At 71.5% G+C, this 25,978-nt stretch carries 20 protein-coding genes and 1 pseudogene; 16 read left to right on the forward strand and 5 right to left on the reverse strand.

The features are described 5' to 3' along the window. Positions 1-2: 2 nt before the first annotated feature. The 3 genes from P3X83_RS03385 to P3X83_RS03395 all read right to left on the reverse strand — a co-directional run bounded on the left by P3X83_RS03385 (position 3) and on the right by P3X83_RS03395 (position 4,533). Complete coding sequence (locus P3X83_RS03385) at positions 3-1,652, reverse strand: thiamine pyrophosphate-binding protein (RefSeq protein ID WP_277302984.1); 1,650 nt, start codon at positions 1,650-1,652, stop codon at positions 3-5. Continuing rightward, positions 1,649-3,082, reverse strand: a complete 1,434-nt coding sequence (locus P3X83_RS03390; RefSeq protein WP_277302985.1) for an aldehyde dehydrogenase family protein — start codon at positions 3,080-3,082, stop codon at positions 1,649-1,651. The genes P3X83_RS03385 and P3X83_RS03390 overlap by 4 nt, the downstream gene beginning before the upstream one ends. A 212-nt stretch (positions 3,083-3,294) precedes the next feature. Beyond that, entirely contained in the window at positions 3,295-4,533 is a 1,239-nt protein-coding gene (locus P3X83_RS03395) for a helix-turn-helix domain-containing protein (RefSeq protein ID WP_277302986.1), read from the reverse strand. 279 nt (positions 4,534-4,812) lie between these two features. On the opposite strand from P3X83_RS03395, the gene P3X83_RS03400 reads away from it, so the two are divergent. The 11 genes from P3X83_RS03400 to P3X83_RS03450 all read left to right on the forward strand — a co-directional run bounded on the left by P3X83_RS03400 (position 4,813) and on the right by P3X83_RS03450 (position 15,971). Continuing rightward, positions 4,813-5,661: an ABC transporter permease gene (locus tag P3X83_RS03400; RefSeq protein ID WP_277302987.1), complete on the forward strand. Its 849-nt coding sequence runs from the start codon at positions 4,813-4,815 to the stop codon at positions 5,659-5,661. Then, the gene (locus tag P3X83_RS03405; protein WP_277302988.1) at positions 5,658-6,542 is read left to right on the forward strand and encodes an ABC transporter permease; all 885 of its coding nucleotides are present in this window, start codon (positions 5,658-5,660) and stop codon (positions 6,540-6,542) included. Before P3X83_RS03400 ends, P3X83_RS03405 begins: the two co-directional genes overlap by 4 nt. Next, positions 6,539-7,621 (forward strand): ABC transporter ATP-binding protein, encoded by a 1,083-nt coding sequence (locus tag P3X83_RS03410; protein WP_277302989.1) that lies wholly within the window; start codon positions 6,539-6,541, stop codon positions 7,619-7,621. The genes P3X83_RS03405 and P3X83_RS03410 overlap by 4 nt, the downstream gene beginning before the upstream one ends. Beyond that, positions 7,621-8,409, forward strand: a complete 789-nt coding sequence (locus P3X83_RS03415; RefSeq protein ID WP_277302990.1) for an enoyl-CoA hydratase-related protein — start codon at positions 7,621-7,623, stop codon at positions 8,407-8,409. Before P3X83_RS03410 ends, P3X83_RS03415 begins: the two co-directional genes overlap by 1 nt. Then, entirely contained in the window at positions 8,409-10,526 is a 2,118-nt protein-coding gene (locus P3X83_RS03420; RefSeq protein ID WP_277302991.1) for an acetate--CoA ligase family protein, read from the forward strand. The genes P3X83_RS03415 and P3X83_RS03420 overlap by 1 nt, the downstream gene beginning before the upstream one ends. Beyond that, the gene (locus P3X83_RS03425) at positions 10,526-11,686 is read left to right on the forward strand and encodes an acyl-CoA dehydrogenase family protein (protein ID WP_277302992.1); all 1,161 of its coding nucleotides are present in this window, start codon (positions 10,526-10,528) and stop codon (positions 11,684-11,686) included. The genes P3X83_RS03420 and P3X83_RS03425 overlap by 1 nt, the downstream gene beginning before the upstream one ends. A gap of 82 nt (positions 11,687-11,768) precedes the next feature. Continuing rightward, entirely contained in the window at positions 11,769-12,890 is a 1,122-nt protein-coding gene (locus P3X83_RS03430; RefSeq protein ID WP_277302993.1) for an ABC transporter substrate-binding protein, read from the forward strand. 47 nt (positions 12,891-12,937) lie between these two features. Next, positions 12,938-13,744 carry an SDR family oxidoreductase gene (locus tag P3X83_RS03435; RefSeq protein WP_277302994.1) on the forward strand — a complete coding sequence of 269 codons (807 nt, stop codon included), beginning with the start codon at positions 12,938-12,940 and terminating at the stop codon, positions 13,742-13,744. Between the two features lie 88 nt (positions 13,745-13,832). Beyond that, the gene (locus tag P3X83_RS03440) at positions 13,833-14,519 is read left to right on the forward strand and encodes a hypothetical protein (protein ID WP_277302995.1); all 687 of its coding nucleotides are present in this window, start codon (positions 13,833-13,835) and stop codon (positions 14,517-14,519) included. Positions 14,520-14,536: 17 nt separating this feature from the next. After that, positions 14,537-15,427, forward strand: a complete 891-nt coding sequence (locus tag P3X83_RS03445) for an MBL fold metallo-hydrolase (RefSeq protein WP_277302996.1) — start codon at positions 14,537-14,539, stop codon at positions 15,425-15,427. Continuing rightward, the gene (locus P3X83_RS03450; protein WP_277302997.1) at positions 15,417-15,971 is read left to right on the forward strand and encodes a carboxymuconolactone decarboxylase family protein; all 555 of its coding nucleotides are present in this window, start codon (positions 15,417-15,419) and stop codon (positions 15,969-15,971) included. Before P3X83_RS03445 ends, P3X83_RS03450 begins: the two co-directional genes overlap by 11 nt. Before the next feature lie 83 nt (positions 15,972-16,054). Here the strand turns inward: P3X83_RS03450 and P3X83_RS03455 are convergent, their stop codons facing one another. After that, positions 16,055-16,516 (reverse strand): helix-turn-helix domain-containing protein, encoded by a 462-nt coding sequence (locus P3X83_RS03455; RefSeq protein WP_277302998.1) that lies wholly within the window; start codon positions 16,514-16,516, stop codon positions 16,055-16,057. Positions 16,517-16,609: 93 nt separating this feature from the next. On the opposite strand from P3X83_RS03455, the gene P3X83_RS03460 reads away from it, so the two are divergent. The 3 genes from P3X83_RS03460 (at position 16,610) to P3X83_RS03470 (ending at position 22,289) form a co-directional block, all read left to right on the forward strand. Beyond that, on the forward strand, positions 16,610-17,488 hold the full coding sequence (locus P3X83_RS03460) for an NAD(P)-binding domain-containing protein (RefSeq protein WP_277302999.1): 879 nt from the start codon (positions 16,610-16,612) through the stop codon (positions 17,486-17,488). Between the two features lie 58 nt (positions 17,489-17,546). Then, the gene (locus P3X83_RS03465) at positions 17,547-18,107 is read left to right on the forward strand and encodes a GNAT family protein (protein WP_277303000.1); all 561 of its coding nucleotides are present in this window, start codon (positions 17,547-17,549) and stop codon (positions 18,105-18,107) included. 411 nt (positions 18,108-18,518) lie between these two features. Further along, positions 18,519-22,289: a DNRLRE domain-containing protein gene (locus P3X83_RS03470; protein ID WP_277303001.1), complete on the forward strand. Its 3,771-nt coding sequence runs from the start codon at positions 18,519-18,521 to the stop codon at positions 22,287-22,289. 24 nt (positions 22,290-22,313) lie between these two features. Here the strand turns inward: P3X83_RS03470 and P3X83_RS03475 are convergent. Next, positions 22,314-22,696: pseudogene (locus P3X83_RS03475) on the reverse strand (DNA-binding response regulator); the annotation flags it as partial. A gap of 177 nt (positions 22,697-22,873) precedes the next feature. Here P3X83_RS03475 and P3X83_RS03480 point away from each other — a divergent pair. Both P3X83_RS03480 and P3X83_RS03485 read left to right on the forward strand, forming a co-directional pair. Next, on the forward strand, positions 22,874-23,059 hold the full coding sequence (locus P3X83_RS03480) for a DUF6229 family protein (protein ID WP_189250437.1): 186 nt from the start codon (positions 22,874-22,876) through the stop codon (positions 23,057-23,059). A 19-nt stretch (positions 23,060-23,078) separates the two neighbouring features. After that, entirely contained in the window at positions 23,079-25,955 is a 2,877-nt protein-coding gene (locus P3X83_RS03485; protein ID WP_277303002.1) for a type 2 lanthipeptide synthetase LanM family protein, read from the forward strand. Positions 25,956-25,978: the final 23 nt, after the last annotated feature.

A 25,978-nucleotide genomic window follows, 5' to 3' on the forward strand; every position in this document is an offset into this window, starting at 1 on the left:
GGTCAGCTCAGCAGTCGCTGCGCGCCGGCGGCGCCGCCCATCGGGGCGAGCGCGGTCATGTCGATGTCGATGACGTACGGCCCGGCCCCCGCCACCGACCGGGCGAAGGCCCGCTCGAAGCCCGCCGCGTCGCGGACCCGCTCGCCGGGCATGCCCATCGCGGCGGCCAGCGCGGCGAAGTCGGGAGTGTGCAGGTCCACGTCGTTGCGCGCCCCGCCGAACGTCGCGTGCTGCACCTCGCGCAGCACGCCGTAGCCGCCGTCGTTGAACACGCACACGGTCAGCGGGGCCTCCGCCTGCGCCACCGCGGCCAGCTCGCCGATCGACAGCATGATGCCGCCGTCGCCGTGGATCACCACGCCCCGCTCGCCGCGCCCGACGACCGCGCCGAGCGCGAGCGGCAGGCCGGGGCCGATGGCGGCCGACGCGGGGTTGAGCGAGGTCCTGGGCTCAAGGACGGGCAGCAGTCGGTCGCCCCACCGGTAGGCGGGCACGGTCGCGTCCCTGACCACGGGGCCGCCCCTGGGCAGCAGGCGGCGGATGGTCTCCATGATCGCCCGATGGTCGGGGCCGATGGCTTCGAGCGCCGCCGCGCGGGCGCGGGCGGCGGCGTCGGCGGCGCGTGCCGTCCACTTGCGGTCGCCGCCCGGCTCGGTGACGGCCAGCAGGGCGCGCAGCGTCTCACCGGCGTCGCCGTGCAGGGTGACCGCCGGAGGGTAGGTGCGCCCGAAGGAACCCGCGTCGGCGTCGGCGTGGATCAGATCGGAGGTGAGCCGCAGCCGCCACTGGTCGGTCGCGTACATCTGGAAGCGGGTGCCGACCGCGAGCAGCACGTCGGCCTCCTCCACGATCTCGCGCAGCGGCGGGGCGGCCACCAGCGCGCCCAGGCAGAGCGGGTGGTCCTCGGGGAGCGCGCCGCGTCCCTGAACGGACGTCACGACGGGAACGTCCAGGCGTTCGGCGAGCGCGCGCAGCTCGGGCCAGGCTCCTGCGGACAGGACGCCGCCCCCGGCCCAGATCAGCGGCCGGGCCGCGCCGCCGAGCAGTTCGGCCGCCGCCCGGACCCGGTCCTGCGGAGGTGTCGCGCGCAGCACCGGAGCGGGCCGCGGCACGGCCACGTCCGCGCGGGCGTACTGCAGGTCCACGGGGATCTCCACGGCGACCGGGCGCGGTGCGCCCGAGCAGGCCGCACGGCCCGCCGCGAGGACCGCCTCGGCGATGTCCTCGACCCGGCGCGGCGACCACGTCTCCCTGGTGAGGGTGCGCAGCATCGCCCGCTGCTCCTCGGCCTCGTGCAGGTAGCCCCGGCGCTGGCCGTAGAAGCGGGTCTCGACCTGCCCGGTGAGCAGCAGCACCCGCGAGCCCGCGAACGACGCCTCGAACAGGCCGCCCATCGCGTTGGCGGTGCCGGGGCCGGTGGAGGCGAGCGCCACGCCGAGGCGTCCGGTCACACGGGAGTAGCCGTCGGCGGCGTGCACGGCGGCCTGCTCGTGCCGGACGTTGACCACGGTGATACCGCCGTCGCGCCGGATCGCGTCGAGGATGGGCAGGTTGTGCACGCTGGCGACGCCGAAGACGTGGGTCACGCCGAGCGCGCGGAGCGCCTCGGTGGCCAGTTCGCCGCCGGTGCGTCCCGGCCGGGGCGCGCTCATCCGGCCGCCCCCGCCCGCACCTGGACGGACTTCAGCTCGGTGAACTCGGTGATGCCGTGCACGCCCAGCTCGCGGCCGTAGCCCGAGCGCTTGTAGCCGCCGAAGGGGGCCAGCCCGTTGAACGGCGCCCCGTTCACCGCGACGCTCCCGGCCTCCAGCAGGTCGGCCACCCGCAGCGCGCGCTCCTCGTCGGCCGACCACACGGCGGCGGCCAGGCCGTACTCGGTGCCGTTGGCGATCTCGACGGCGTCGGCCTCGTCCACGTACGGGATGACGGCCAGCAGCGGCCCGAACACCTCCTGCTGGGCGAGCGGGATGCGCGGGTCGGAGACCGCGAACGCGGCCGGGCCCGCGTAGAAGCCGGTGCGTGGAATGCCGTCGGAGGGATACGCCCAGATCGTCCGGGCGCCGTCCACGGGGGCGCGTTCCAGGTGGTCGTTCACCCGGTGCTGCTGCCCGGCGCTGGCCAGCGGGCCGACGTCGGCGTCCGGGTCGTCGGGCATGCCCACCCGGTAGCCGGCCATCGCCTCGGCGACCAGCGTCTCGGTCTCGGCCAGCCGCTGGAACGGCACCAGCAGCCGGGTCAGCGCGGTGCAGGTCTGGCCTGAGTTGATCACGACCGTGCGGACCGACCCTGCGATGGCCGCCGCGAGGTCGCCGTCCGGGAGCACGACCGAGGCGGACTTGCCGCCGAGTTCCAGGGACACCCGCTTGATCGCGGGGGCGGCGAGCCTGGCGACCCGCCGTCCGGCCCTGGTCGAGCCGGTCAGCGACACCATCGCGGTGCCGGGATGCCCGACCAGGTACTCGCCCACGTTCATGCCGTTGCCGATCACCACGTTGAACGCGCCGGGCGGCGCGCCCGCCGCGTGCACGGCCTCGGCCAGCACGAACGCGTCCAGCGGGGTGATCTCACTCGGCTTGAGCACCACCGGGCACCCCGCGGCCAGCGCCGGGCCGATCTTGGCCACGGTCTGCAGCAGCGGGAAGTTCCACGGGGTGATGGCGGCCACCACGCCGACCGGTTCCCTGCGCACGGACGAGCCGCCGATCCGCTCGGTGAACTCGACCTGCCGCACGGCGGTGGCGGTGTTCCGCAAGGTGGTGACGGCGGTGCGCACCTGGTACGCCTCGCAGTGCTTGCGCGGCATGCCCATCTCCCTGGAGATGAGCCCTGCCAGCAGCGCGGCCCGCCCTTCCAGCTCGTCGGCGATCCGGCCGAGCAGCGCGGCGCGCGCCTGCGCGCCCATCGCCCGCAGTTCCGGGCGGGCCGCCTCGGCGGCGGCCACCGCCGCGTCGACGTCCTCCGCGGCCGATTCCCTGACGGTCGCGACGCAGTGCCCGGTACTTGGATCGAGGACGGCGATGACGTCCTCGCCCCGGCTCTCGGCCCAGCGCCCGCCGATGTACGTGTCCGCACGGTGGTCCATGTACGCTCCGCTCACGTCTGGCGATCGGCTCGAAGCCTAAGCCGGTTCCCCCCTGACCTTTATGAGGGTGGGAACCCAAAGAATCCGCGCGGGGCTTATGTCCCGGTCACAGGCACCCGGTCGAAGTCCCTGGTTCCGGCGGGAAGGCTCAGGACACGCCGAAGCGCGCGTCCCCCTGTCAGGGACGCGCGCTTCCGTAGCGGTCTCCGGCCTCAGCCGAACAGACGGGCGCGCAGGTCGGTGCGCCCCTCCTCCTGGTCGCGGCGCATCTGCACCGCGTCGTACGCCATCAGGGCGACGCCGAGGTCGCCGATGTCGGTGATGCGGCGCATGTCGCGCCCGGTCAGCGTGGCGATCTGCCGCAGCCGGTACGCCACCGTGTTCGGGTGCACGACCAGTTCCTCTGCCGTGCGCTGCAGCGCCATGTCACAGGAGATGTAGACGCGCAGCGTGTCGAGCAGGTGCGGCTTCTCCACCAGCGGGCCGATCCTGGTGTCGATGATCCGGCGCGACACCCACCGGTTGTGCGCGAGCAGCACCTCCAAGATGACGTCGGTGCACCTGGTGACCTGGCCGCGCTGCCCCCGGTAGATGCCGATCTCCAGCGCCGACAGAGCCTGGCGGCAACTGTGCCCGGCGGCGGCCAGCGACTCCGCGGGCTCCCCTGACGACACGAACAGCGACCGGCCCAGCTCGTCGTCGAGCATCCGGGTGAGCAGCTCGACGATGCCCGGTCCCTCCCGGTTGGTGGGCACCAGGGCGAGCAGCAGGCCGTTGCGGTCGCGGATCAGCGCCTCGCGGCGCGGGTCGTGCCGTCCGAGGACCTCCAGGAAGCGGCGGCGCACCCGGGCCCACTGCTGCGGGCTGGGCACCGGCTCGTGGCAGGCGGCGACGGCCCGGAACGGCTGGTGCGGGTTGATGTTGAGCACCCTGGCGTGGTTGTTGACGGTGCTCGCGTCCATCGGCGGACCGGCGACCAGGCAGCTCAGCAGGTCGGTGCCGACCCGGGAGTGCCAGCTCGACAGCTCGCCGTAGGTGTTGGTGAAGGATTCCAGCTCGCGCGTGCACAGCTCGTCGAACAGCTCGGCGATTCCGGCCAGCGCGGCTCTGACCTCGTCTCTCTCGATGCCCGGGTCGGCGAGCACGTGGTCGGTGATGACGCGTTCGAGGGAACGCAGCCAGTCCACGGCCTCGGCGACGGACTTGCCCTGCAGCGCGACGCGGGCGCCGCGCTCGGTGCCGGCGTCGGCCGGCGCGCGCTCGCCCGTGAGGGCCTCCGCACACAGCCCGACGATGCGGACTCCGGTCTCGAAGGTCTCCACGGGCGCCTGCCGGTCGGGCGAGCCGGGATCGGCGGCGGATACGTATTGGCGGACGAACTCGTTGGCGATGTGAGTCGAAGCGGCTTTCAGACGGGAAGCCACTGCGGGCAGGGCGGCTGATGTTCGCATATCTCTCTCCAGACCCCAGACCGCGACGAATATCACGCACGTCATGGCCGGTCAAGGCGTGGCCCCTCGGACAACCGACTGTGTGTGCGCCACAGGGGGTCCCGGAGAGCTTTGTGACCCTGTCCTCATGACACCGCACGCGCTGTGAACGTTGACTGTTCGCACCGAAGGCCCACGGGAGAACACGGGAGGAAAGGTGCGATGACGACGCGCTCGACCGTTTCACCATCAGGGCCCCTGCGACCGCCCCCCGGCGGTGACGAGGGCGCGGAGCCGGCGATGCCCGGCGAGCCGTCCCGCCGCCGGTTCCGGCGGCCCGGTTTCGCCATGGTCGCACTGGCCCTGCCGGTGGCCTTCATGGTGGTGGTGTACGCCTACCCGGTGGGCGCCATGCTGCTGAAGAGCTTCACCGAGCCGGAGCCCGGCTTCGGCAACTACGCGCGGGCGGCGTCCGACCCGGCGACCTGGCACGCCCTCGGCGTGACCGTGCGGATCGCCGCCGAGGTCGCCGTGCTGACAGTGCTGCTCGGGTTCCCCGTGGCGTACGTGCTGGCCCGGGTGTCCGCCCGGACGGCCCGCGTGCTGCAGGTGCTCGTGGTGATCCCGTTCTGGACGAGCGTGCTGGTCAGGTCGTTCGCCTGGATCGTGCTGCTCGGCGACAACGGCGTCGTGCCGCGGCTGCTCTCGCCGTTCACCGGCGGCACCGATGGCCTGCTCTACACCGAGACCGCCGTGGTCATCGCGCTCACGCACATCCTGCTGCCCTTCCCGATCCTGATCATCAAGGGCACGCTCGACCAGATCGACGACTCCCTCGTGCGCGCGGCCCGCACCCTCGGGGCCGGGCCGGTGCGCGCGTTCACCCGCGTCTACCTGCCGCTGGCGTTCCCCGCGATCGTCAGCAGCGGCATGCTCGTCTTCGTCATCGGCCTGGGCTTCTACGTGACGCCCGCGCTGGTCGGAGGCCCGAAAGAGAGCACCATCGCGGTCGTCGTGGCGCAGAGCGTGCAGGTGACCTTCGACTGGGGGCTGGCGGCGGCGCTGGCGACCGTCCTGCTGGTGGTCGCGGTGGTGCTCACCATGGTCGTCCGCAGGCTGACCAAGGTGAAGGGGCTGGTGTCGCTGTGACCGCGACGGCTCACGGGCGCACCCCGTCGCCCCGGGTGATCGAACGCAAGCTCCGCCCCGCGCGGCGCGACCGGCTGCCCGCCGGGCCGCTGGAGAAGGTGCTGCGCTGGGCGCTGCGCGGCTTCGTCGCGCTGGTCTTCGCGTTCCTGGTGATCCCGATCCTGATCGTGGTGATCGAGTCCTTCAACAGCGTTGACTACCTGAGCTTCCCGCTGGAGGGCTGGTCGCTCGTGCACTACGAGCGCTTCTTCGGCGACCCGGCGTGGATCGACGCGACCCTGCAGAGCGCCAAGATCGCGGTGCTCGCGGCGGTCATCGCGACCGTCGTCGGCACCATGGGCGCGTGGGGGCTGGCGCGGACCCCGGGGCGCGGCACGGCGTTCGCCTTCGCGCTGATGTACTCGCCCATCGTGGTGCCGATCATCGTGCTGGCGATGAGCTACTACTTCGCCTTCGCCGGGCTGCGACTGGTCGGCGACTGGGTCGCCATCGCGGTGGCCTACTCCGTGATGGGCGTGCCGTACGTGCTGGTGTCGGTGTCGAGCGCGCTCCAGCAGCTCGATCCGGAGTTGGAGAACGCCGCCCGCACGCTGGGCGCGCGGATGGGGCAGACGCTCCGGCGGATCACCCTGCCCCAGCTCACCTCGGCCATCTCGGCGGGCGCGCTGTTCGCCTTCGTCATCGCCTTCGACGAGGCGGTGATCATCCTGTTCGTCGCGGGGAGCGACTCGGTGACCCTGGCGCGGCGGCTGTGGGACAGCGTCCGCTACGACCTGACGCCCACGCTCGCGGTGGCCGGGACCGTGCTCATCGCCGTCTGTGTCGGGCTGTTCCTGATCACCGAGCTGATCAAGGCCCTGCGGGAAAGGAGGCGTTCGTGACCGACCAGGTCGTCTTCGCCGGCATCCACAAGCGTTACGGGACGGTCACCGCCGTCCGCGATCTCAACCTCGGCATCCGCGAGGGCGAGTTCCTCACCCTGCTCGGGCCGAGCGGTTCCGGCAAGACCACCACGCTGCGGATGCTCGCCGGGCTGGAGGCCGCGACCTCCGGCGACATCCTGCTCGCTGGTCGCCGGGTCACCGACGAGGTGCCGGAGAAGCGGAACATCGGCCTGGTGTTCCAGCACTACGCGCTGTTCCCGCACATGACGGTGGCGCAGAACGTCGCCTTCCCGCTGCAGATGCGGCGCAGGCGGCGGGCCGACATCGAGCGCGAGGTCGACCGGGTGCTGGAGATGACGCAGCTCAAGCCGTACAAGGATCGGTATCCCAAGCAGCTCTCCGGCGGGCAGCAGCAGCGCGTCGCGCTGGCCAGGGCCTTCGTCTTCGACCCGAGCGTGCTGCTGATGGACGAACCGCTCGGCGCGCTCGACCGCAACCTGCGCGACCACATGCGCCTGGAGCTGAAGTCGCTGCAGGAGCGCATCGGCGCGACCGTCATGTACGTCACCCACGACCAGGACGAGGCCCTGGCCCTGTCCGACCGCATCGGCGTCATGCACCAGGGCGTGCTCCAGCAGACCGCGCCGCCCGGCGAGATCTACGAGCGCCCGGCCAACGCGTTCGTGGCGAAGTTCCTCGGCCAGTCGGTGTGCCTGCCCGCCAAGCGGATCCAGCGCGGCACCCGGTCGGTGCTGGAGGTCGAGGGCATGGACGGGCGGATCCTCGTGGACGCCGGGAACGACACCTGCCCCGACGCCGCGGGCGACTTCATGATCCGGCCGGAGCGGTTCCGGCTGGCCTCCGAGCGGCCCGACGCCGCCGACGTCAACGCGATCAGATGCGCGGTCGAGACGACCGTCTACCTCGGCGCGCAGGTCGAGGTGCACCTGCGGGCAGGCGCCGGCGCGCAGGCGCAGGTCACCGTCCCGGCGTCGGCGGCCGGCGACCTGACGGCCGGCTCGGCGCACTGGCTGACCTGGCGGCCCGCCGACGGCCTTTTCCTGAGAGGTGAGTGATGGAGATCAGCGGGCTGAAGAGCCTGACCTGGCACATGGACGGCGCGGTCGGGGTGCTCACCCTGAACCGGCCGGAACGGCTGAACGCCATCGCCAACCGTGACATCGACGAGCTGGACCGCGTCGTCATGCTGGCCGGGCGCGACCCCGGCGTGCGGGCCCTGCTGATCACCGGCGCCGGGCGCGGCTTCTGCTCGGGGGCCGACGTCAAGGAGTGGCACGCGCGGGCCGACCACGAAGAGGAGTCCTGGCCCGCCAAGATGCACCGGGTCATCACCCGCCTGTACTGGCTGCCCAAGCCGGTCGTCGCGGCGGTCAACGGCGTCGCCGTCGGCGCGGGCTGCGACCTCGCGCTCACCGCCGACATGCGGTTCGCGTCCACGGCCGCCCGGTTCGGCGAGGTGTACGCCCAGCGCGGCATCTGCCCCGACGCGGGCGGCTCCTACCTGCTGCCGCGGATCGTCGGCGAGGCCAGGGCCGCCGAGCTGATCTACACCGGCCGGATCGTGGACGCCGCCGAGGCGCTGGGCATCGGCCTGGTCACCGAGGTCGTCGCCCCCGAGGAACTGCTCGGCCGGGCCATGGAACAGGCCAGGACCTTCGCCGCCGGGCCGACGATCGCGATCGGCGAGGCCAAGCAGAACATCCGCCGCAGCCACTCGATCGGCATCGAGGAGGCGCTGCGCGGCGAACTGCGCGCGGGCCGCCGCTGCGCCGAGACCGAGGACATGACCGAAGGACTCCGGGCCGCCGTGGAGAAGCGTGCCCCGATCTTCCGGGGGCGCTGATGGGCCACCGACTCGACCGGCTGTTCCGGCCCGCCAGCGTCGCCGTCGTCGGGGCGTCCCCCAAGGGCGGGTACGGCCTGCGCACGCTGCGCAACACGCGCCACCTCGGCTACGGAGGCCGCCTGTACGCCGTGCACCCGACCCACCGTGAGGTGGACGGCGTGCCCGCCTACCCCTCGTTGGCCGACCTGCCCGAGGTGCCGGACGCGGTGGCCGCCGCCGTGCCGGCGCACGCCGTCCCCGGAGTGGTGGCCGAGGCCGCCGAACTGGGCGCGGGCGGCATGGTGGTCTACGCCGCCGGGTTCGCCGAGCGAGACCGCGAGGGCCGCGACCGCCAGGACGGCATCATCGCCGCGTGCGCCGACCGGCTGCCGCTGATCGGCCCCAACTGCCTCGGCCTGGCCAGCTTCCGCGGCCGGGCGGCGCTGTGGGGCATCGAGATGCCGTACGTGCACGCCGGGGCGGAGGGCACGGTCGCGCTCGCCGCGCAGAGCGGCAACATGTCGCTCACCACGATGCTGTCCGGCCGGCTACCCGCCGTCGCCTACGGCGTGTCCGTGGGCAACCAGGCCGTGCTCGACCTGGCCGACTGCCTGGGCTACTTCCTGTCCGACCCGGGCGTGCGGGTCGTCGGCCTGGTCATGGAGGGCCTGACCGACCTGCCCAGGTTCCGCCGGCTCGCCGAGCGGGCGGCCGAGCGCGACGTCGCCGTGGTCGCGCTGAAGGTCGGCCGGTCGGCCAGGGGCGAGGCCGCCACGGTCGCGCACACCGGCACGCTGGCCGGCAGCGACGGCGTCTACGACGCGCTGTTCCGCCAGACCGGCGTGCACCGGGTGGACGACCTGGACGAGATGGTCGCGCTGTGCTCGCTGCTGGCCGCGCCCAGGCGTCCGCGCGGCGGGGCGCTGGCCGTCTACGCCAGCTCGGGCGGCGAATGCGGCCTGGTCGCCGACCTCGCCGAGGACGCCGGGGCCGAACTGGCCGAACTCGACGCCGCCACCGAGTCCGCGCTCGCGGCGGCGCTCCCCGACTACGCCCAGATCGCCAACCCGCTCGACCTGACCGCCTCCTCCTGGGGGAACCGCGACGTCTACCGGGCCGCCGCCCGCGCCATGGGCACCTGCCCCGGCGTCGGCGTGGTCGCCTTCGTCGGCGACGCCCCAACGCATACCGATCCGCTGGACGCGATGGGCTGGCCGGAGATGATCGGCGGCTCGGCCGAGGGCGCCGCCGGGCTGGACGTGCCGGTCACGCTGGTCACGACCACCACCGACATCGTGCCCGGCCTGGTCACCATGGCCCACGAGCACGGCGTGGTGCTGCTCGCCGGGGCGCGGCCCGCGCTGCGGGCCATCGCGCTGGCGAGCGAGCGCCGGGCGGTCGCGCCCGCCCCGGCCCCGGGGGCGTCCGGGGTACAGGCCGACGCCCGCGCGCTGCTCGCCGCCGCCGGGCCCGAGCCGTCGGAGAGCGACGCCAAACGGCTGCTCGGCCTCTACGGCGTGCCCACCCCCGACGGCGGAGCCGCCACCGACGCCGAGACCGCCGTGGCCATCGCCCGGCGCGTCGGCCACCCGGTGGTGTGCAAGGTCCAGGCGCCCGGCCTGGCCCACAAGTCCGACGTGGGCGGCGTCGAACTGGGGCTCACCGGGGACGACGCGGTGCGCGCCGCCTTCCACCGGCTGATCCTGCGCGGCGCCGACGCGCTCGGGCCGGGGGCGGCGCTCGCCGTACGGGTCGAGCGGATGGCCGAACCCGGCGTCGAACTGATCGTCGGCGGCTCCAACGGCCCGGCGGGCCCGCTCGTCGTGCTCGGCGCGGGCGGCGTCCTCACCGAGCTGGTCGCCGACGCCACCGGCCTGCTCTGGCCGTTCGGCCCCGGCGACGTGCGCGCCGCACTCACCCGTCTGCGCGTCGGACGCCTGCTGGACGGCTACCGCGGCGCGCCGCCCGCCGACATCGGCGCGCTCGCCGACGCCGTCGTCGGCGTCGGACGGCTGCTCGCCGACCTACCGGAGATCGCCGAGATCGACGTCAACCCGCTGCTGTGCCGGAGCGAGGGCTGCCTCGCGCTCGACGCGCTGATCGTGCGCGCCACCGGGAAAGGACCACAGACCTGATGGACTTCACCGTTCCCGAGCACATCGCCGAGTTCCGGAGCGTCGTGCGCCGGTTCGTCGACAACGAGCTGCTCCCCTACGAGGACCACGTGGAGGAGCACGACGGCCTCCCCGAGGAGGTCGAACGGGCGATCAGGAAGAAGGCCGTGGAGATCGGCCTCAACGCGATCTCCATGCCCGAGGAGGTCGGCGGCGCCGGGCTCGACGTGCTCGGCCAGGTGCTGGTCACCGAGGAGCTGTTCCGCGCCGTCGGCGGCCTCGCCGAAGTGGTCCCGACCGCCCCCTCCATCCTGCTGGCCTGCGACGAGGCGCAGCGCGAACGCTTCCTGCTGCCGTGCGTGCGCGGCGAGCGGCAGTGGTGCTTCGCGCTGACCGAACCCGACACCGGTTCCGACGCCGCCGGGATCAAGACCCGGGCCGAACTCCGCGACGATTCGTGGATCATCAACGGCCGTAAGCGGTTCATCAGCCATGGCGACTCGGCCGACTTCGCGATCGTCTTCGCCGTCACCCACCCCGAACGCGAACGCGACCGGATCACCGCGTTCCTGGTCGAGAAGGGCACGCCCGGCTTCTCCGTCGGCCAGTTGCACAAGACGATGGGGCACCGCGGCTACCGGCAGGCCGAGCTGGTCTTCGACGACTGCGCCGTCCCGTCCGGGAACGTGCTCGGCGAACCCGGGCACGGCTTCGACATCGCCCAGGGCGGCCTCAGCTCCGGCCGGGTGATGACCGCCGCGCGCTGCCTCGGCCCGATGGCCCGCCTCATCGAGGACGGCGTCGAGTGGGCCAAGCAGCGGGTCCAGTTCGGCCGCCCGATCGCCGACTACCAGGCCATCCAGTTCATGCTCGCCGACTGCGCGACCGACCTGCAGGCGGCGCGGATGCTCACCTACAACGCGGCCTGGGCCGCCGACCAGGGCGAGACGGTCAAGGTCGTGAACGCCAGGGCGTCCGTGGCCAAGCTGTTCGCCAGCGAGGCGCTGGGCCGCGTGGCCGACCGGGTGCTGCAGATCTTCGGCGGCACCGGCTACATGAACGAGACGTACGTCGAACGCGCCTACCGCAACGCCCGGATCGAACGGATCTGGGAGGGCACGTCAGAGATCCAGCGCATCATCATCGCCCGCAACCTGCTCAAGAGAGGCCTGTTCTCCTGACCTTGGCGTCGGCCTCTCCCCCAACGTGAGCCGGCGAAGGCTCACAGTTCCGCCCCCCTTTCGCATGAAAGACGGTTTCGCCATGTCCAGCTCACACCACGACCCACGCCGGGACTCCCTGTCGCGCCGCGGCCTGCTCAGGCGCGGCACACTGCTGGCCGGTGGCATCGCCGCCGTCCCTCTCCTCAACGCCTGCGGTGGTTCGGGCGGATCCGGCGCGGGCGGATCCGGTTCGGGCGGCGGCTCCCGCCTGGTGGTCGCCGACTGGGGCGGGGCACTCCAGGACGCCGAGAAGAAGTACATCTTCGACCCGTTCAGCAAGGAGACCGGCATCGAGGTCGCCATCGCCGGTCCCCCCACCGGGGCCAAGATCAAGGCGATGGTCGACACCGGCAACATCGAGTGGGACCTCATCGCCGGCGGCCCCTCCATCGTGCTGCCGCTCGGCCGTGACTACTTCGAGCCGCTGCCCGACCGGCTGCTGTCCATCCCCGGCATCGACCCCGCCTACGTGGACCAGAACTGGCTCACCTACTACCTGTTCTCCATCGTGATGGCCTGGAACACCGAGGCCATGAAGGGCGCCAAGCCGCAGGGCTGGGCCGACTTCTGGGACACCGGGAAGTTCCCCGGCAAGCGCACTCTGCGCGGCGCCGACCAGGGCGTGCCGCCGGACCTGGAGTTCGCGCTGCTCAGCGATGGCGTCACGCCCGACAAGCTCTACCCGCTCGACGTCGAGCGGGCCTTCGACCGGCTGTCGAAGCTCAAGCCGGCCGTGCCGCAGTGGTGGACCTCCGGCGCCCAGCCCGGCCAGATGCTGGTCAGCGGGCAGGTCGCCGCGTCCAGCATCTTCGCGGGACGGCTGGACGCGCTGAAGAAGCAGGGCGCGCCGCTCGACTTCACCTGGAACGGCGGCATGCTCCAGCTCGGCGCCTGGTCCGTGCCGAAGGGCGCGCGCAACAAGGAGGCCGCGTTCAAGCTCATCGAGTACTCGGTGCGCCCCGAGGTGCAGGCCGCCGTGTGGAGCAAGTACAACAACGGCCCCGCCAACGCCAAGGCCCTGGACCTGATGGACAAGACCTGGGCGAGCACGCTGCCCTCGCACCCGGCCAACGCCGAGGTGCAGTTCCTGTACGGCGCCGACTGGTGGGGCCAGCACCGCAATGAGGTGCTCAAGCGGTTCCAGACGTTCGCGGCCACCTGACCGGCGCGTCATCGCACGTCACGACCATTACGAAGCGGGGAGTAACGGTGGAATCTTTGGCAGGCCACGCCTATCTGGTCACCGGCGGCGGAACCGGTATCGGCGCGTCCGTCGCCCTCCGGCTGGCCGAGCTGGGCGCGTCGGTCGCGGTGCTCGGGCGGCGCAAGGAGCCGCTCGACGCGCTGGTCGTCGAGGTCGAGCGCCGGGGCGGCCAGGCGCTGGCCCACCCGGCCGACGTCCGCGACCCCGCGGCCGTGGAGGCCGCCGTCGAGGCCATCGAGGCCCGGTTCGGCAAGGTGGACGGCCTGGTCAACAACGCGGCCGGCAACTTCGTCGCCCCGGCGGAGAACCTGTCGGCGAACGGCTGGCGCGCGGTGGTGGACATCGTCCTGAACGGGGCGTGGAACTGCACCTCCGCCGTGGCCAGGCGGCTGATCCGGGACGGCAGGCCCGGCGCCGTGGTCAACGTGGTCGCCACCTACGCCTGGACCGGCCATCCCGGCACCGTGCACAGCGCCGCCGCCAAGGCCGGGGTCGTGTCGATGACCAAGACGCTGGCCGTCGAGTGGGCCCGGTACGGGATCCGGCTCAACTGCGTCGCCCCCGGCCCCACCGAGACCGAAGGGGCGGGGGCGGCGCTGTGGGGGTCACCCGAGGAGCGCGAACGCGTGCTCTCCTCGGTGCCGCTGCGCCGCTTCGCGAGCGCCGAGGAGATCGCGGGCCTCACCGCCCTGCTGCTGAGCGACCGCGCCTCCTACATCACCGGCGCGACCCTCACCGCCGACGGCGGCCAGTCCCTCGGCCGCCAGATCTACGGGACCCCGGTCGAGGAACTGGCCGAGTCCCGCTCATGACCGTCCGAAATGTATGGTGCCTTGCAAGTGACGCGCCACGGTGCTCCCCCGGCCGTGGCGCTTCCGGAACGGAGGTGACGGTCGCGCCATGACGTCCTCGCCATGGAGTTGCCCGTTCGTGTACGCCGTCGGGGTCGACACCGGCCCCGACGAGCCGCCCGGAGAACTGGCCGCCTTCAACGACTTCTACGACGCCCACCTCGATGACGTCGTGGCCCGCACCCCCGGGTTCGTCTGCGCGGAACGGTACGAACTGGCCGACGGCACCGGCGGGCCCCGGTGGCTCGCCGTCTACGGCGTGGACGGCGAGGAGCCGGCGCGCCGGTTCGTCGAGCGGGCCACCGGCCCCGTGGAGGACCGGGTCAAATATCCCCCAGGCCCGCCCGCGTGGACGCGGATGACCACGGTGTGGCGGCTGATCTGGCGGCGGGCGGCGTGGACGGGCGCGCTCGCCGTACCGGCCGGGCGCGTCGCGCTGATCGGCATGAACCCCGCCCCGGGCGCGACCGGGCCGGAGATCTCCGACTTCGACGACTTCTACACCGGCGTCCACCTGCCGGAGATCATCTCCAAGTTCGCCTACGACCGGGGCTCGCGCTTCGCGCTCTGGCACGAACTGCGCCACCCCGCCCCCGGCTGCCCGGCGAACCTCGCCCTCTACGAGGCCGAGGTCGCGCCCGTGCCGCCGGCGGCCCCGGCGCTCACCCCCGGCCCGCCCGCCTGGGAGGGGCGCGAGGTGCGGTGGCGGCTCAAGTACGACCGGATCGGCAAGTAGCAAGCAGGAGGGGACACGTGGAGTTCAGGACGTCGGCCACCATCGAGGTCGGCCGGATGCGGGTGTCGCAGGTCAGTGACGGCGTGCTGGAGGCCCCCCGGCGCTCCTGGTTCAACCGGGTGCCGCCCGAGGAATGGACCGCCGCGGTCGGCGTGGACGACCCGGACCACCCGTTCCGGGTGAACTTCGGCGCCTTCCTGGTGACCGGCGACGGCTCCGTCACGCTGGTGGACAGCGGCTGGGGCCACCGGGCGACCGAGGTGGACGGCCTGGCGGGCGCCGGGGAGATGCTCGACCGGCTCGCCGAGCTGGGCGTCGAGCCCGGCGACGTGGACCAGGTGATCCAGACGCACCTGCACGCCGACCACTGCGGCTGGCTGATCAAGGACGACGCCGGGACGCTCACCTTCCCCCGGGCCGACGTGTACGTGCACGAGCGGGAGATCGCGTACTGGACGGGCGAGGAGGTGGCCGAGATCGCGATGAACGGGTCGATGGCGCCCGCCGTACGGGCCAGGATCCAGGCCGTCTCCGATGCCGGGCTGCTACGGCCGTTCGACGGGGTGCTGCCGCTGTCGGAGTCCCTCATGATCCTGCCCGCGCACGGTCACACCCCCGGCCACGTCGCCGTGCTGGTGTCCGACGGCGACGCGGCGGCCGTCATCGTCGGCGACCTGGCGCACCACCCCACGCACGTGGACCACCCCGGCTGGCTGCCGATGATCGACCACGACCCGCCCCGGTCCGTGGACAGCCGCCGCAAGATCGCCGACCTGGCGGCCGAACGGAAGGCGGTCATCCTGGCCCCGCACTTCCCGATCCTCACCGTGGTGGGCGTCTCCCACGGCCCGGAGGGCGGCGTACGAACGACCGTACGGCGCGAGCTGGAAACCGACCATGCATCCTGAAAAGCCCCGGATCGAGCCGATGCCCGTCGAGGAGTACCACCGGCTCGAACGCGACCTCTTCGGCGACGCGGCCCTCGGCGGCACGGCGGGCGTCTCACGCACCTGGGCCCACAACCCCGGCCTGATGAAGGCGCAACGCCCACTGCAGGAGTACCTGCTCGGCGGGTCCACCCTGCCGCCGAGACACCGCGAACTGGCCATCCTGCGGGTGACGTGGCTGTGCGGCTCGGAGTACGCCTTCGGCCAGCACACCCTGTTCGGCGCCCGCGCCGGGCTCACCCCTGAGGAGATCGCCCGGGTCCCCGAGGGCCCGTCCGCCGACGGCTGGACCCCCTTCGAGGCGGCCCTGTTGCGCGCGGCGGACGAACTCCACGCCGACGCGTGCGTATCCGGCCCCACTTGGGAAGTGCTGGCCGAAACCTACGACGCCGCCACCCTCATCGACCTGATCGCCGTCATCGGCCGCTACTGGACGGTGGCCGCCACCCTCAACTCCATCGGCCTCCCCCTGGACCCCGACCGCCCCGGCTTCCCACCCGCCTGAACCCCGGTGTCCCCACCTCCGTACCGACACAACGGCATCCGAGAAGCCACCCCTGCTGCCGGTCCGGCGTCAGCGGCGGGGCCTTACCCGCCGCCTGACCCGGCGGAGGCGGCGGCGATGCCTTCTACCGGTGCGACGGGGGCGGGGGCTTCGGTGGGACCCCGCCTGCCCCGGGACCACGCGGCGGCGGCGTCGTGTGAGACCCGCTCCGCCCCGATCCTGGCGATGCGTTCGCTCCCCCACGCGCCCAGCGAGGCGAGGGCGGCGTTGAGCGAGACGCCGTGCTCGGTCAGCGAGTACTCGACCTTCGGAGGCACCTCGCGGTAGACCTCGCGATGCACGAGCCCGTCCTCCTCCATCTCGCGCAACTGCTGGATCAGCATCTTCTCGCTGACGCCCACCAGGCCGCGCCGCAGCTCCGCGAACCGCCGCACCCCGTGGTTCTCCAGTTCCCAGAGGATCAGCGACTTCCACTTGCCGGTGACGACGTCCATCCCCGCGTCGATGCCGCAGATATAGGGACCGCGTCGTGCCGATGTCGCCATCCGTACCTCCAAGGGGGTGCTTACCTTCAGGTAGGTACCTGACTTAATAGTCAGTACTAGCCAATAGTAACCGCCACGAGCCAGGATTTCAGCATGACCACCAACGACGAGAACACACAGGTGAGCGTGCTCGGACTGGGCGCGATGGGCGCCGCGCTGGCCGCCGCCCTGCTACGGGCCGGGCACCCGACGACGGTGTGGAACCGCTCCCCCGGTAAGGCGGACGACCTCGTCGCCCAGGGCGCGCGGGCCGCCGCCACGGCGGGCGACGCCGTCCGGGCCGCGCCCGTGGTGATCGCGTGCCTGCTGGACCACGCGTCGGTGCACGAGGTGCTCGACCCGCTCACCGCCGACCTGGCCGGACGCACCCTGATCAACGTCACCACGACCACGCCCGCCGAGGCCAGGGAACTCGCCGCCTGGGCCGCCGAGGCCGGAATCGCCTACCTGGACGGCGGCATCATGGCCGTCCCCAACATGATCGGCCGCCCCGGCTCGTCGATCCTCTACAGCGGATCGGCCGAGGTCTTCGAGCGTCACCGTCCGCTGCTCGACCTGTGGGGCACCAGCACCTACTACGGGGAGGACGCCGGGCTGGCCTCCCTCTACGACCTCGCCCTGCTCTCCGGCATGTACGTGATGTTCGCCGGATTCATGCACGGCGCGGCCATGGTCGCCCCGGCGGGCGTCTCGGCGCGCGACTTCGCCGCCATGGCCGCCCCCTGGCTGACCGCCATGACCGGCTCCTTCGCGGGCTTCGCCGAGGTCATCGACGGCGGCGACTATACGGTCCCGGGCCAGCAGAGCCTGGAGTTCTCCAACCCGGGTTACCTGCTCGCGGCCAGCTCCGAGCAGGGCATCGGCACCGACGCGATCGACATGGTGCAGCGCCTCATCCAGCGCCAGATAGACGCGGGCCACGGCAAGGAGGGCTTCTCCCGCATCATCGAGAGCATCAAGCACCCGGCCTGAAACGCCGTGGTATGAGAAGATCGTTCCCGCGGCTTGAAGTGGTGGCGGAGGGCGACGGATGTACGCAATACCCCTGGACGACGACGGCGCGGTGCTGCGCCCGCTCGAACCGTGGCGGGCCGAGGAGTTCCTCGCCCACATCGACCGGGGACGCGAGTTCATCGGCCGCTACGTCGGATTGCCCGACGCCGTCACCGACCTCGCGTCGAGCCGGGCGTTCCTGCAGAGATACGCCGACAAGGCGGCGTCCGACACCGGCCGGATCTACGGCATCTGGGTGGACGGCACGCTCGCCGGCGGCGTCCTCTTCCGCACCATGGACATCGAACTCGGCACCGCCGAGGCGGGCTGCTGGCTGGAGCCGTCGGCGGTGGGCCGGGGCCTGGTGACCCGCGCGATCCGCGTGATCATCGACTGGGCCGTAGAGGAACGCGGCATCCAGCGCGTCGAATGGCAGGCCGCGGCGGAGAACGCGGCCAGCCTCGCCGTGGCCCGCCGCCTGGGCATGACCAGGGAGGGCGTCCTGCGGGAATGCTTCCCCTACCGCGGCAAGCGCCACGACATCGAGGTCTGGTCCGTCCTCGCCCACGAGTGGCGCGCGGGTAAGGCAGCCGGGTAGCGCCTTGATCAGCCGGTCATGGGCAGGTCGAGCCGTTCGGCCCGCAGCTCCGACCTGACCAGTTCCAGCAGCCGTCCGGTCCAGTCGCGCCCGCGACAACCGGCGGTGCCCAGTAGGACGACGCGGGTTCGCCCTAGAGGATCCGGGCGGTTCCGGTGCCGATCAGGATCTCGGCCAGGCGCGGATGCCGGGCGAACTTGGCGCGCATGCATCGGCCGCTACGTCTAACCACCACCGTGACCGCGCACCATCTCTCAGTGGTTCTGACCTGCATGAACACCTTTGACCAAAGCTGACCACATCAGAACGACCCCTACCGTTGACCGTCGGTCAGGTGAGGGCTGAAGCTTCGCTGAGCGCGCATCTCGGGGGACGAGGGCGTGCGCCTCACTCTCTACCGGTGGAGCTTTCATGATCAAATATGGGGTGCTCGTGCGCTCGCGGGCCGGGCTGGCGATCACAGCGCTGGTCTCTTCCCTACTGGCCGCGTCCGGCGGACCTGCCGTAGCGGCCGATGCGTTGTCCGCGTCCTCTCCGGCGGCCACGGCCACGGCCACCACCTCGCCGTCCGACCCGCCCGCGCGGCGGGTAAGGCTTCCCAGGGCCAAGGACCCGGCACCGTCCCAGCCGTCGGTGGCGCAGCGCCGGGCCTTACAGCGGGCGAGCCAGGGCGGGCGGACCGTGGAGGTGGTAGAGGAGGCCACGGAGTCCTCCGCCACCTGGGCTCGCCCCGACGGCACGCTGACCACCGATCTGTACGCCGGCCCGGCACGGATCAACAAGGCAGGGCGGTGGCAGTGGATCGACACCACCCTCACCCAACAGGGCGCGACTCTGCGTCCACGCATCGGCAAGGCCGATATGGAGATCTCATCCGGCGGCGACGGGCCCCTCATCCGGTTCCGTCACCCGAAGGGCACGTTCGGGGTGGGATGGCCCACCCCTCTGCCCAAGCCCGCGATCAATGGGGCCACCGCCACCTACCGGAACGCCGCAGGGCCCGGAGCCGACCTGCTGGTCACCGCGCTGCCCACCGGCTTCACGCATGATGTGCTGCTGCGCGAACGTCCCGCAGGACCGGTAGAGATCCGCCTGCCGCTCCAGCTCTCCGACCTGAAGATCCGCCCGGCGGCGGCCGGCCGTACCGGCGCGAAGCGACTGGAGCTGACCGACGCCGCAGGGAAGGTCCTCGCCTCCACTTCCCAGCCGATGATGCGGGACAACGGCACGGCCCCCGCACTGGCGGCGTCCGATCGTCATGCCGCGGTGGCCACAACGATCGAGCGGGACGAGGGCGGACCGGTCATGGTGCTGCGCCCGGATCCTGCCTTCCTGGCCGAACCCGCGATACGCTACCCGGTCCGTGTGGCCGCGGCCACACCCCTCGGGGTGACCACCGACGCCTGGGTCAGCCCGCGCTGGCCCGGCTCCAACGCCGACTCCAACGCCCTCAACGTGGGCAAGTGGGCCAGCGGTGAGATCGCGCGCTCCTACCTGAAGTTCAACCTCGCCCCGGTGAACGACGCGATCGTGGACTCGGCCGTGCTCAGCCTGCGGGTCTACCAGCAAAGCGCCTGCACCGGCGAGGTGAGCGGAAACGTGACCAAGAAGGTCCAGGTCCGGCGGGTGACCGAGCCGTGGGACACCGCCACCCTCGACTACGGTAACGAACCGGCGGCCACCGACCAGGGCGCGCAGCTCAACACCGGCTGCGACCCGATGACGCTGCCGGTCACCGCGATCGTCAAGAAATGGCTGACCGGTACCGCCAACCACGGCCTGCAGCTCAAGGTGCCTGATGAGTCGGTGACCGGGAGCGTATACGCCACTATGTACTCCCAGGAGATCGACGCGGCCGCCTACCGGCCCAAACTCACGGTCAATCACAACACCAAGCCGGAGGTCCCGACGGTGTCGGTGGACTCCAGCGCCCTGGTGCTGGGCACTCACGCCGTACTCCCCTCCACCACGGTGAACCTCGCGGTCACCGCGCGCAGTCACGACGGCGGGCCGGTGGACTATGAGTTCATCGTCAAGGATCCCTGCTGCCCGCAGCCGGGGGTGTCGTACCTCAGGAACATCCCCTCTGGACAGAGCGCCACCCGGGTGATCAACCTCCGCAACCCCGACAGCCTGAAGGTCCAGGTACGGGCCTGCCGGGGTACGGTGTGCAGCGGTTACACCCCGGAATACCGCATCACCACTGACGCGCCCCAGGTGCCGAACGGCCTGTCCGTCGATCTGACGAACCCCGCCCGTCCCATCCTGCACGGCATCGTGTCCCGCCCGTCGCTCGGGGAACTGCGGGCCAGGTTCTACCTGTACGACGCCGGCGGCAACACCGTGGGCACCAGCCCGATGGACGAGGTCACGGCCTCCAGCGGTGAGACCATCGCCCTGGAGGTTCCCGAGGGCCTCGCCCGGCCCGGCCAGAACTACTCATGGACGATGGACGCCTGCGTGGACAGCCTGTGCACCGCGAAGGCGTCCGCCATCACGTTCACGGTGCCACAGCCCCCCGCGCCTCGCCCCGAAGGTCGCGAACAGATCGTTCTCTCCGGAGACGACCTCACCATCCGCACCGCCGAGACCGGAGCCCAGGCGTGCGCAGGGGCGGCGTGCCCGCTGACCGTCACCCAGGACGTGCGGCTCGGCACGCGACTGTCCACACTACGTGTCGATTCCTCCGCGGTGCCCGCTGGATCCATCATCACCTCCGCGATCCTGAAACTGGGGCAGCCCACCTGCGGCTCCGACCCGTGCCCGGCTCAGGCCGGCGTGTCCACCTGGGAACCGGCCAAGGACCTGCCCCTTGACGCGACCGGCGCACAGGTCCTGGCGCATCTGGAAGGGGAGGCCAGGCAAACGGCGCCCGCGTCCGCCGGGGAGATCGACATCACGGACTTCCTGCAGCTCTGGCGCGGCGACGACGGTCACCGCCTCGGGCTGGTACTGCGGGTGACCGACGCGGGAAACAGCACCCTGACCTTCGGCGGCCAGGCCACGCCGATCAGCGCCGTGATCCGCTATGACCTTCCCACCAGTCCAGGAGCGGTGGAAGGCCTGCAGGCCCGTGCAGGTGACGGGGGAGTCCTGATCACGTGGGCGGAGCCGCAGGAACTCCACGCCGACACCAACGACATCCGCTTCGAGTCGGAGGTCCTCGACGGCCAGGGGCAGGCGGTGCGGACCGTGGAGACCACCGAGACGAAGGCGGTCGTCAACGGGCTCGGCAACGGCACGGCCTACACCGTGCGGGCACGCGCCGTCACCCCCTTCGGCGCCGGGCCGTGGAGTACAACCGGCCAGCTCACTCCTGCTCCGGTCCCCGGCGGGCCGCAGAAGTATCTCGACGCGGTCCAGCAATACGTCACAGGCCGGGAGTCCTTGCTCAGTGGCCGTTACCAGTCCGTGGACGAGGCCGTATCCGCGAGTTCGCAAAGCGATCTGTTCGCGACCGTGCTGCGCGCGGAGGAGGCGGCGCTGGTCGGCGTGCACACCCTGGAGACACGCGACCAGATCAGCAGAGAAGTCGCTCCGATCACGCTGAAGAACACGCTGGTCACGGCGACCCCTGGCGGAGGTGCCGTCGTCCAGGCCACCATCGAGGGGTCGGTCACCTTCATCAAGAACAAAGGGCGCCCGGACGAGGTCAGGACGATCGAGCCGATCAAGGAAGCCGGTGACTTCGAATTCGCCAAGCAAGGAGCCGTGATCACGCTTAGCAAGAAGACGCAGGGCAACGACTGCAACATCTTGTGCGAATTCCTGGGCGGCCGCACCAAATCCGCCGAGCCGCCCCCGCCCGGCCTCGGCCGCAGCGGCGAGCGTGCCTTCTACGCCTCCGCAGGAGGCGGGTTCACCAAGGGGCGGATCCGCTACAGCAGCGGAGGCAGAGGCGGGTACCTGGAGATCGGCGGGGAGGTGAAAAGCACCTGGAAGAACTGCGCCAACGCCCGCACGCATTCCATCAGATACACCATCCACGTGACGTCTGAAGAATGGGGTGACGTCGCGGTTCCCGTCTTCCGTTGGGAGGCGGTGCCCTTCGATTTCCTCATCAAGCCCGTGTGCGGCCTGAACAAGAGCCGTTCCTTCGGCAAGAGCTGGCAGTCATCGACCAGCTACTGGTGGGACGTTTGGATGGGCGTCCAGGCCAGAAACTGGAGCGGCTGGAAGTAGCACCGCCGCCCCGGCCGCCAACCGCAAGCGTGGGGCCAGCACGAGGGAGCCGTGGTCGGCCTTCTGGGCCATGACCTCCAGCACCTGGCGCTCGCGGGCGGTGAGCGGCCCAGCGGATCCGCGTGGCTGGTGCGCGTGAGCAACTGACGCACCACCTCCGGGTCGAACGCCGTCCCGCCCGCGCCCACCCGCTCCAGGGCGTCCGGGAAGTCGCCGACCTGGGCCACGCGGTCCTTGAGCAGGTATCCGACTCCGTCAATGCTCCCGCTCATCAGCTCGGTGGCGTTCTACGACAGCACCAGCACTTTGACCTCCGGCCAGCGCTGCCGGATCTCCAGCGCGGCGCGCAGGCCCTCGTCGGTGTGGGTGGGCGGCATCCGTACGTCGACCACCACCGCGTCGAGTCTCTCGCCGGTCACCGCCTCGGACTTCCCGTCGGCGCCTGGGCAAGCTCCGTCACAGTCAACGGCAGCTTTCGCCATTTCTGCTGAATGCCGACAAGTCCATATTTCGCCCGCTATGTATTGATTTTTTTAATCGGCTGACTAACGCTGATCGGGACGCCTGATCATGGAGGAGTAAGAATGCCTGTCACCCTGGAACGCTCTGAGGAGATCGTCTCCGCGTGGCGCAGCGGAGCCGACGTCGAGGGCTGGGACAACCCGGCCGGTCCGCTGTTCATCGGTGACTACGCCGAGTCGGAGATCACGCTGACGGCCCTGGACACCCGGCTGGCGAGCTCGTGCACCTGCAGCCGCTTCTGCTGCTGATCAAGGAAGGATGATCCGAATGGCCGGGGACTTCGACCCGTCGCTGGACTTTTTGACCGCACCGGCACTGGTCGGGCTGTCCGCCACGCTGGGATCGATCCCCGGCCTCACGGAGGCGGAGGCCCGGCTGATATGCCAGCGAACCGCCGAAGCGCTGGAGGAGACCGTCCGCCTCAAGGTCAACAGGGTCCTGCTGCTGGAACTCAACGCCGCCAGGATCACCGGAAGGCTGACCGCCGAGACACCGCGGCTGCGGTGGCAGGAGTGGAAGGCGACGGCCGCGACGCCCGAGTTCTGGCTGTCCCTGACCGGGCACTACCCCACGATGCTGTCCAGGCTCGGCACGATCATCGACAACAGGTGCGGCGCGGCCGTGGAACTGGCCCGCAGGTTCGCCGCCGACCGCGCGGCGCTCACCGCACTGCCCGGCGGTCTCCGAGGCGAGCTGGTCGGAGTCGACTTCGGGACGGGAGACAGCCATCGCGGAGGGCACAGCGTCGCCGTCCTGCACGGCTCGCAGGGCAAGGTGGTCTACAAGCCCCGGTCCCTCGCCGTGGACGAGGCGCTGGCGCGGCTGATCGACCGCCTGGCACCCCAGCTGCCCCTCGGCAGCCGCATCCGCGTACCCGACGTGCTGATTCGCCAGGGGTACGGCTGGGCGGAGCACATCCAGCACCGCTACTGCGCCGACGAGACGGAGCTGCGGTCCTTCTACCGCGGTGTCGGGCACTGGCTGGCGCTGATGCGGCTGATCGGCGGCAGCGACCTGCACATGGAGAACCTCATCGCGGCCGGTCCCGCGCCCGTCGTCGTCGACTGCGAGACGCTGTTCACCCCGCACGTCCCGGCCAAACCGTCCGGATACGGCGACGCCGTCGACCAGGCGACCGACCTGCTCAGCGGATCGGTGCTGCGCACCGGACTCCTTCCCGGACGCGGCGTCTCGCTCGCCTGGCGCGGCGTGGACATGTCCGCCGTCGGAGGCCTGCCTGGCCAGCAGCCGTACACGCAGATGCCGGTCGTCGTCGACGCGGGCACGGACATGGCGAGACTGGGGATGGAACGGGTCGAACTGGGAGCGGTGAGCAACCACCCGAGCCCCGATCCGATCCTCGTCCACTACTGGGACCTGGTGCTGTCCGGATTCACCGAGCTGGTCGAGCACCTCGACATGCTGGATCGGCGGGATGAGCTCGCCGGGCTGCTCACGGACTTCGCCGACCGCCCGATCCGGGTCGTGCTCCGCGCCACCGAGGCGTACGCCGAGCTGGCCCGCATGTTGTGGCACCCGGCCTCACTCCACGACGAGCCGACCGCGATGGGCAAGGCGGCGGGGTTGCTGGCCCAGCATGCCGAGAACCTGCCCGGCGCGCCATCGGCCCCAGAGGTGATCGACGCCGAGGTGGCCGAGTTGCTGGTCGGTGACATCCCCTTCTTCGCCACGACCCCTGCTCGCGGCCGTCTGGACGGCCCTGGCGGAACCTCTTACGGAGACGAGCAGGACCTCATCGCGGACGCGCTGCGGCGCTGGCGCGACCGCGACGCGGCCCTGGACCGCGAGGTGATCCGGTCCGCTCTGGTCAGCGCCTACCTCAATGAGGGGTGGATGCCTGCCAACAAGCGTATGACCGTGCCTCCCATCCGGCACCAGGACCTCGAACGGCGTCGGCGTCGGATCGCGGCCGGGATCGCCCGCAGCATGCTTGACACGGCGGTCCGGGGCGACGACGGCACCGTCACCTGGACCGCGCCGGTGCTCACTTCCGACGGCTGGTTCGTACAGTCGCTGTCTCCCGACGTGTACGGCGGCACGTACGGGGTCGCCATCACTCTGGCCGCCTACGTGAGTGAGACCGGGCAGGACAGGGCCGACGAGGTGCCGGGGCTGGACGGGCTGCTCGCCGATCTCCTCCATACGATCAGGCTGGCCGAGGAGCGCGACGCGGAGGCACGCCGCACCGGACCGCGGCGCCGCCCCGCCACCCCAGGCGGCTATGTCGGCATCGGCTCGCAAATCTGGAGCTGGCTGCTGCTGCGCAGGCTGGGCACCGTCGGCTCGGAGGAAGCGGTCGCCCGGGCCGGCGCCCTGGCGGGGCAACTTCCCGAGGCGGTGGCCGCCGACGGGGTGTACGACCTGCTCACCGGCATGGCAGGCGCCATCGTGCCGTTGCTCCGCCTGTCGGAACAGACCGGTGACCAGCAGTGGTCCACGCAGGCCGACCGCATCGGGGAGCGCCTGCTCTCACTGGCCCACATCGACGGCCGGGGAGCACGCTGGCCCAGCACCGCGTTCCCACAAGGGTTAGGCGGGGTCTCACACGGCGCCACCGGGATCGCCTGGGCGCTGGCCCGGCTCGCCGACAGCGCCACGGCCGGCGCTGCGGACTTCCGCACCCTGGCAGACAACGCCTTTCTGTACGAGGAGTCACTGTACGACCCGGCGGAGAAGGGCTGGCGTGACCTGCGCGAAATGGACGACCTTCGCGTGACCTCCAGCGCATGGTGCCACGGAGCCGCCGGCATCGGCCTCGTCGCGGCCGACCGGCTGGCCCGCGAAGGTGACCCGCGCTGGGCGGACGTGCTACGCCGGGCCGCCGCGTCGTCCTGGTCGAGGGGCATCGGCTGGAACCACACGCTCTGCCACGGAGACCTCGGCAACTGGGAGATCGTGCGCCACGCGATCGATTTGGGTGTCGGGCCCGAAGGGCTGACTCCGGAGTACCTCGCCGCGTACATGATCGGCAGCATGGACGAGCACGGCCCGGTGAGTGGCCTTTCACGTGACGCTTTCAGCCCAGGTCTGATGCCGGGAGTGGGCGGCATGCTCTACCAGCTACTACGCCTGCCCCCCGACACCTCCCTCCTCTCCGTCCTGCTCCCTGACCCGGAGAACTGACCGCCCGTCTCCTCTCCTGCCCA

It is taken from the genome of Spongiactinospora sp. TRM90649, assembly GCF_029382225.1.
Taxonomy (GTDB): domain Bacteria; phylum Actinomycetota; class Actinomycetes; order Streptosporangiales; family Streptosporangiaceae; genus Spongiactinospora.

Excerpts from the sequence above, each read along its gene's own strand:
- P3X83_RS03385 (WP_277302984.1), bottom strand. The coding sequence starts at position 1,652 with ATGAGCGCGCCCCGGCCGGGACGCACCGGCGGCGAACTGGCCACCGAG.
- P3X83_RS03390 (WP_277302985.1), bottom strand. The coding sequence starts at position 3,082 with ATGGACCACCGTGCGGACACGTACATCGGCGGGCGCTGGGCCGAGAGC.
- P3X83_RS03395 (WP_277302986.1), bottom strand. The coding sequence starts at position 4,533 with ATGCGAACATCAGCCGCCCTGCCCGCAGTGGCTTCCCGTCTGAAAGCC.
- P3X83_RS03400 (WP_277302987.1), top strand. The coding sequence starts at position 4,813 with ATGCCCGGCGAGCCGTCCCGCCGCCGGTTCCGGCGGCCCGGTTTCGCC.
- P3X83_RS03415 (WP_277302990.1), top strand. The coding sequence starts at position 7,621 with ATGGAGATCAGCGGGCTGAAGAGCCTGACCTGGCACATGGACGGCGCG.
- P3X83_RS03420 (WP_277302991.1), top strand. The coding sequence starts at position 8,409 with ATGGGCCACCGACTCGACCGGCTGTTCCGGCCCGCCAGCGTCGCCGTC.
- P3X83_RS03425 (WP_277302992.1), top strand. The coding sequence starts at position 10,526 with ATGGACTTCACCGTTCCCGAGCACATCGCCGAGTTCCGGAGCGTCGTG.
- P3X83_RS03430 (WP_277302993.1), top strand. The coding sequence starts at position 11,769 with ATGTCCAGCTCACACCACGACCCACGCCGGGACTCCCTGTCGCGCCGC.
- P3X83_RS03440 (WP_277302995.1), top strand. The coding sequence starts at position 13,833 with ATGACGTCCTCGCCATGGAGTTGCCCGTTCGTGTACGCCGTCGGGGTC.
- P3X83_RS03450 (WP_277302997.1), top strand. The coding sequence starts at position 15,417 with ATGCATCCTGAAAAGCCCCGGATCGAGCCGATGCCCGTCGAGGAGTAC.
- P3X83_RS03455 (WP_277302998.1), bottom strand. The coding sequence starts at position 16,516 with ATGGCGACATCGGCACGACGCGGTCCCTATATCTGCGGCATCGACGCG.
- P3X83_RS03460 (WP_277302999.1), top strand. The coding sequence starts at position 16,610 with ATGACCACCAACGACGAGAACACACAGGTGAGCGTGCTCGGACTGGGC.
- P3X83_RS03465 (WP_277303000.1), top strand. The coding sequence starts at position 17,547 with ATGTACGCAATACCCCTGGACGACGACGGCGCGGTGCTGCGCCCGCTC.
- P3X83_RS03470 (WP_277303001.1), top strand. The coding sequence starts at position 18,519 with ATGATCAAATATGGGGTGCTCGTGCGCTCGCGGGCCGGGCTGGCGATC.
- P3X83_RS03480 (WP_189250437.1), top strand. The coding sequence starts at position 22,874 with ATGCCTGTCACCCTGGAACGCTCTGAGGAGATCGTCTCCGCGTGGCGC.
- P3X83_RS03485 (WP_277303002.1), top strand. The coding sequence starts at position 23,079 with ATGGCCGGGGACTTCGACCCGTCGCTGGACTTTTTGACCGCACCGGCA.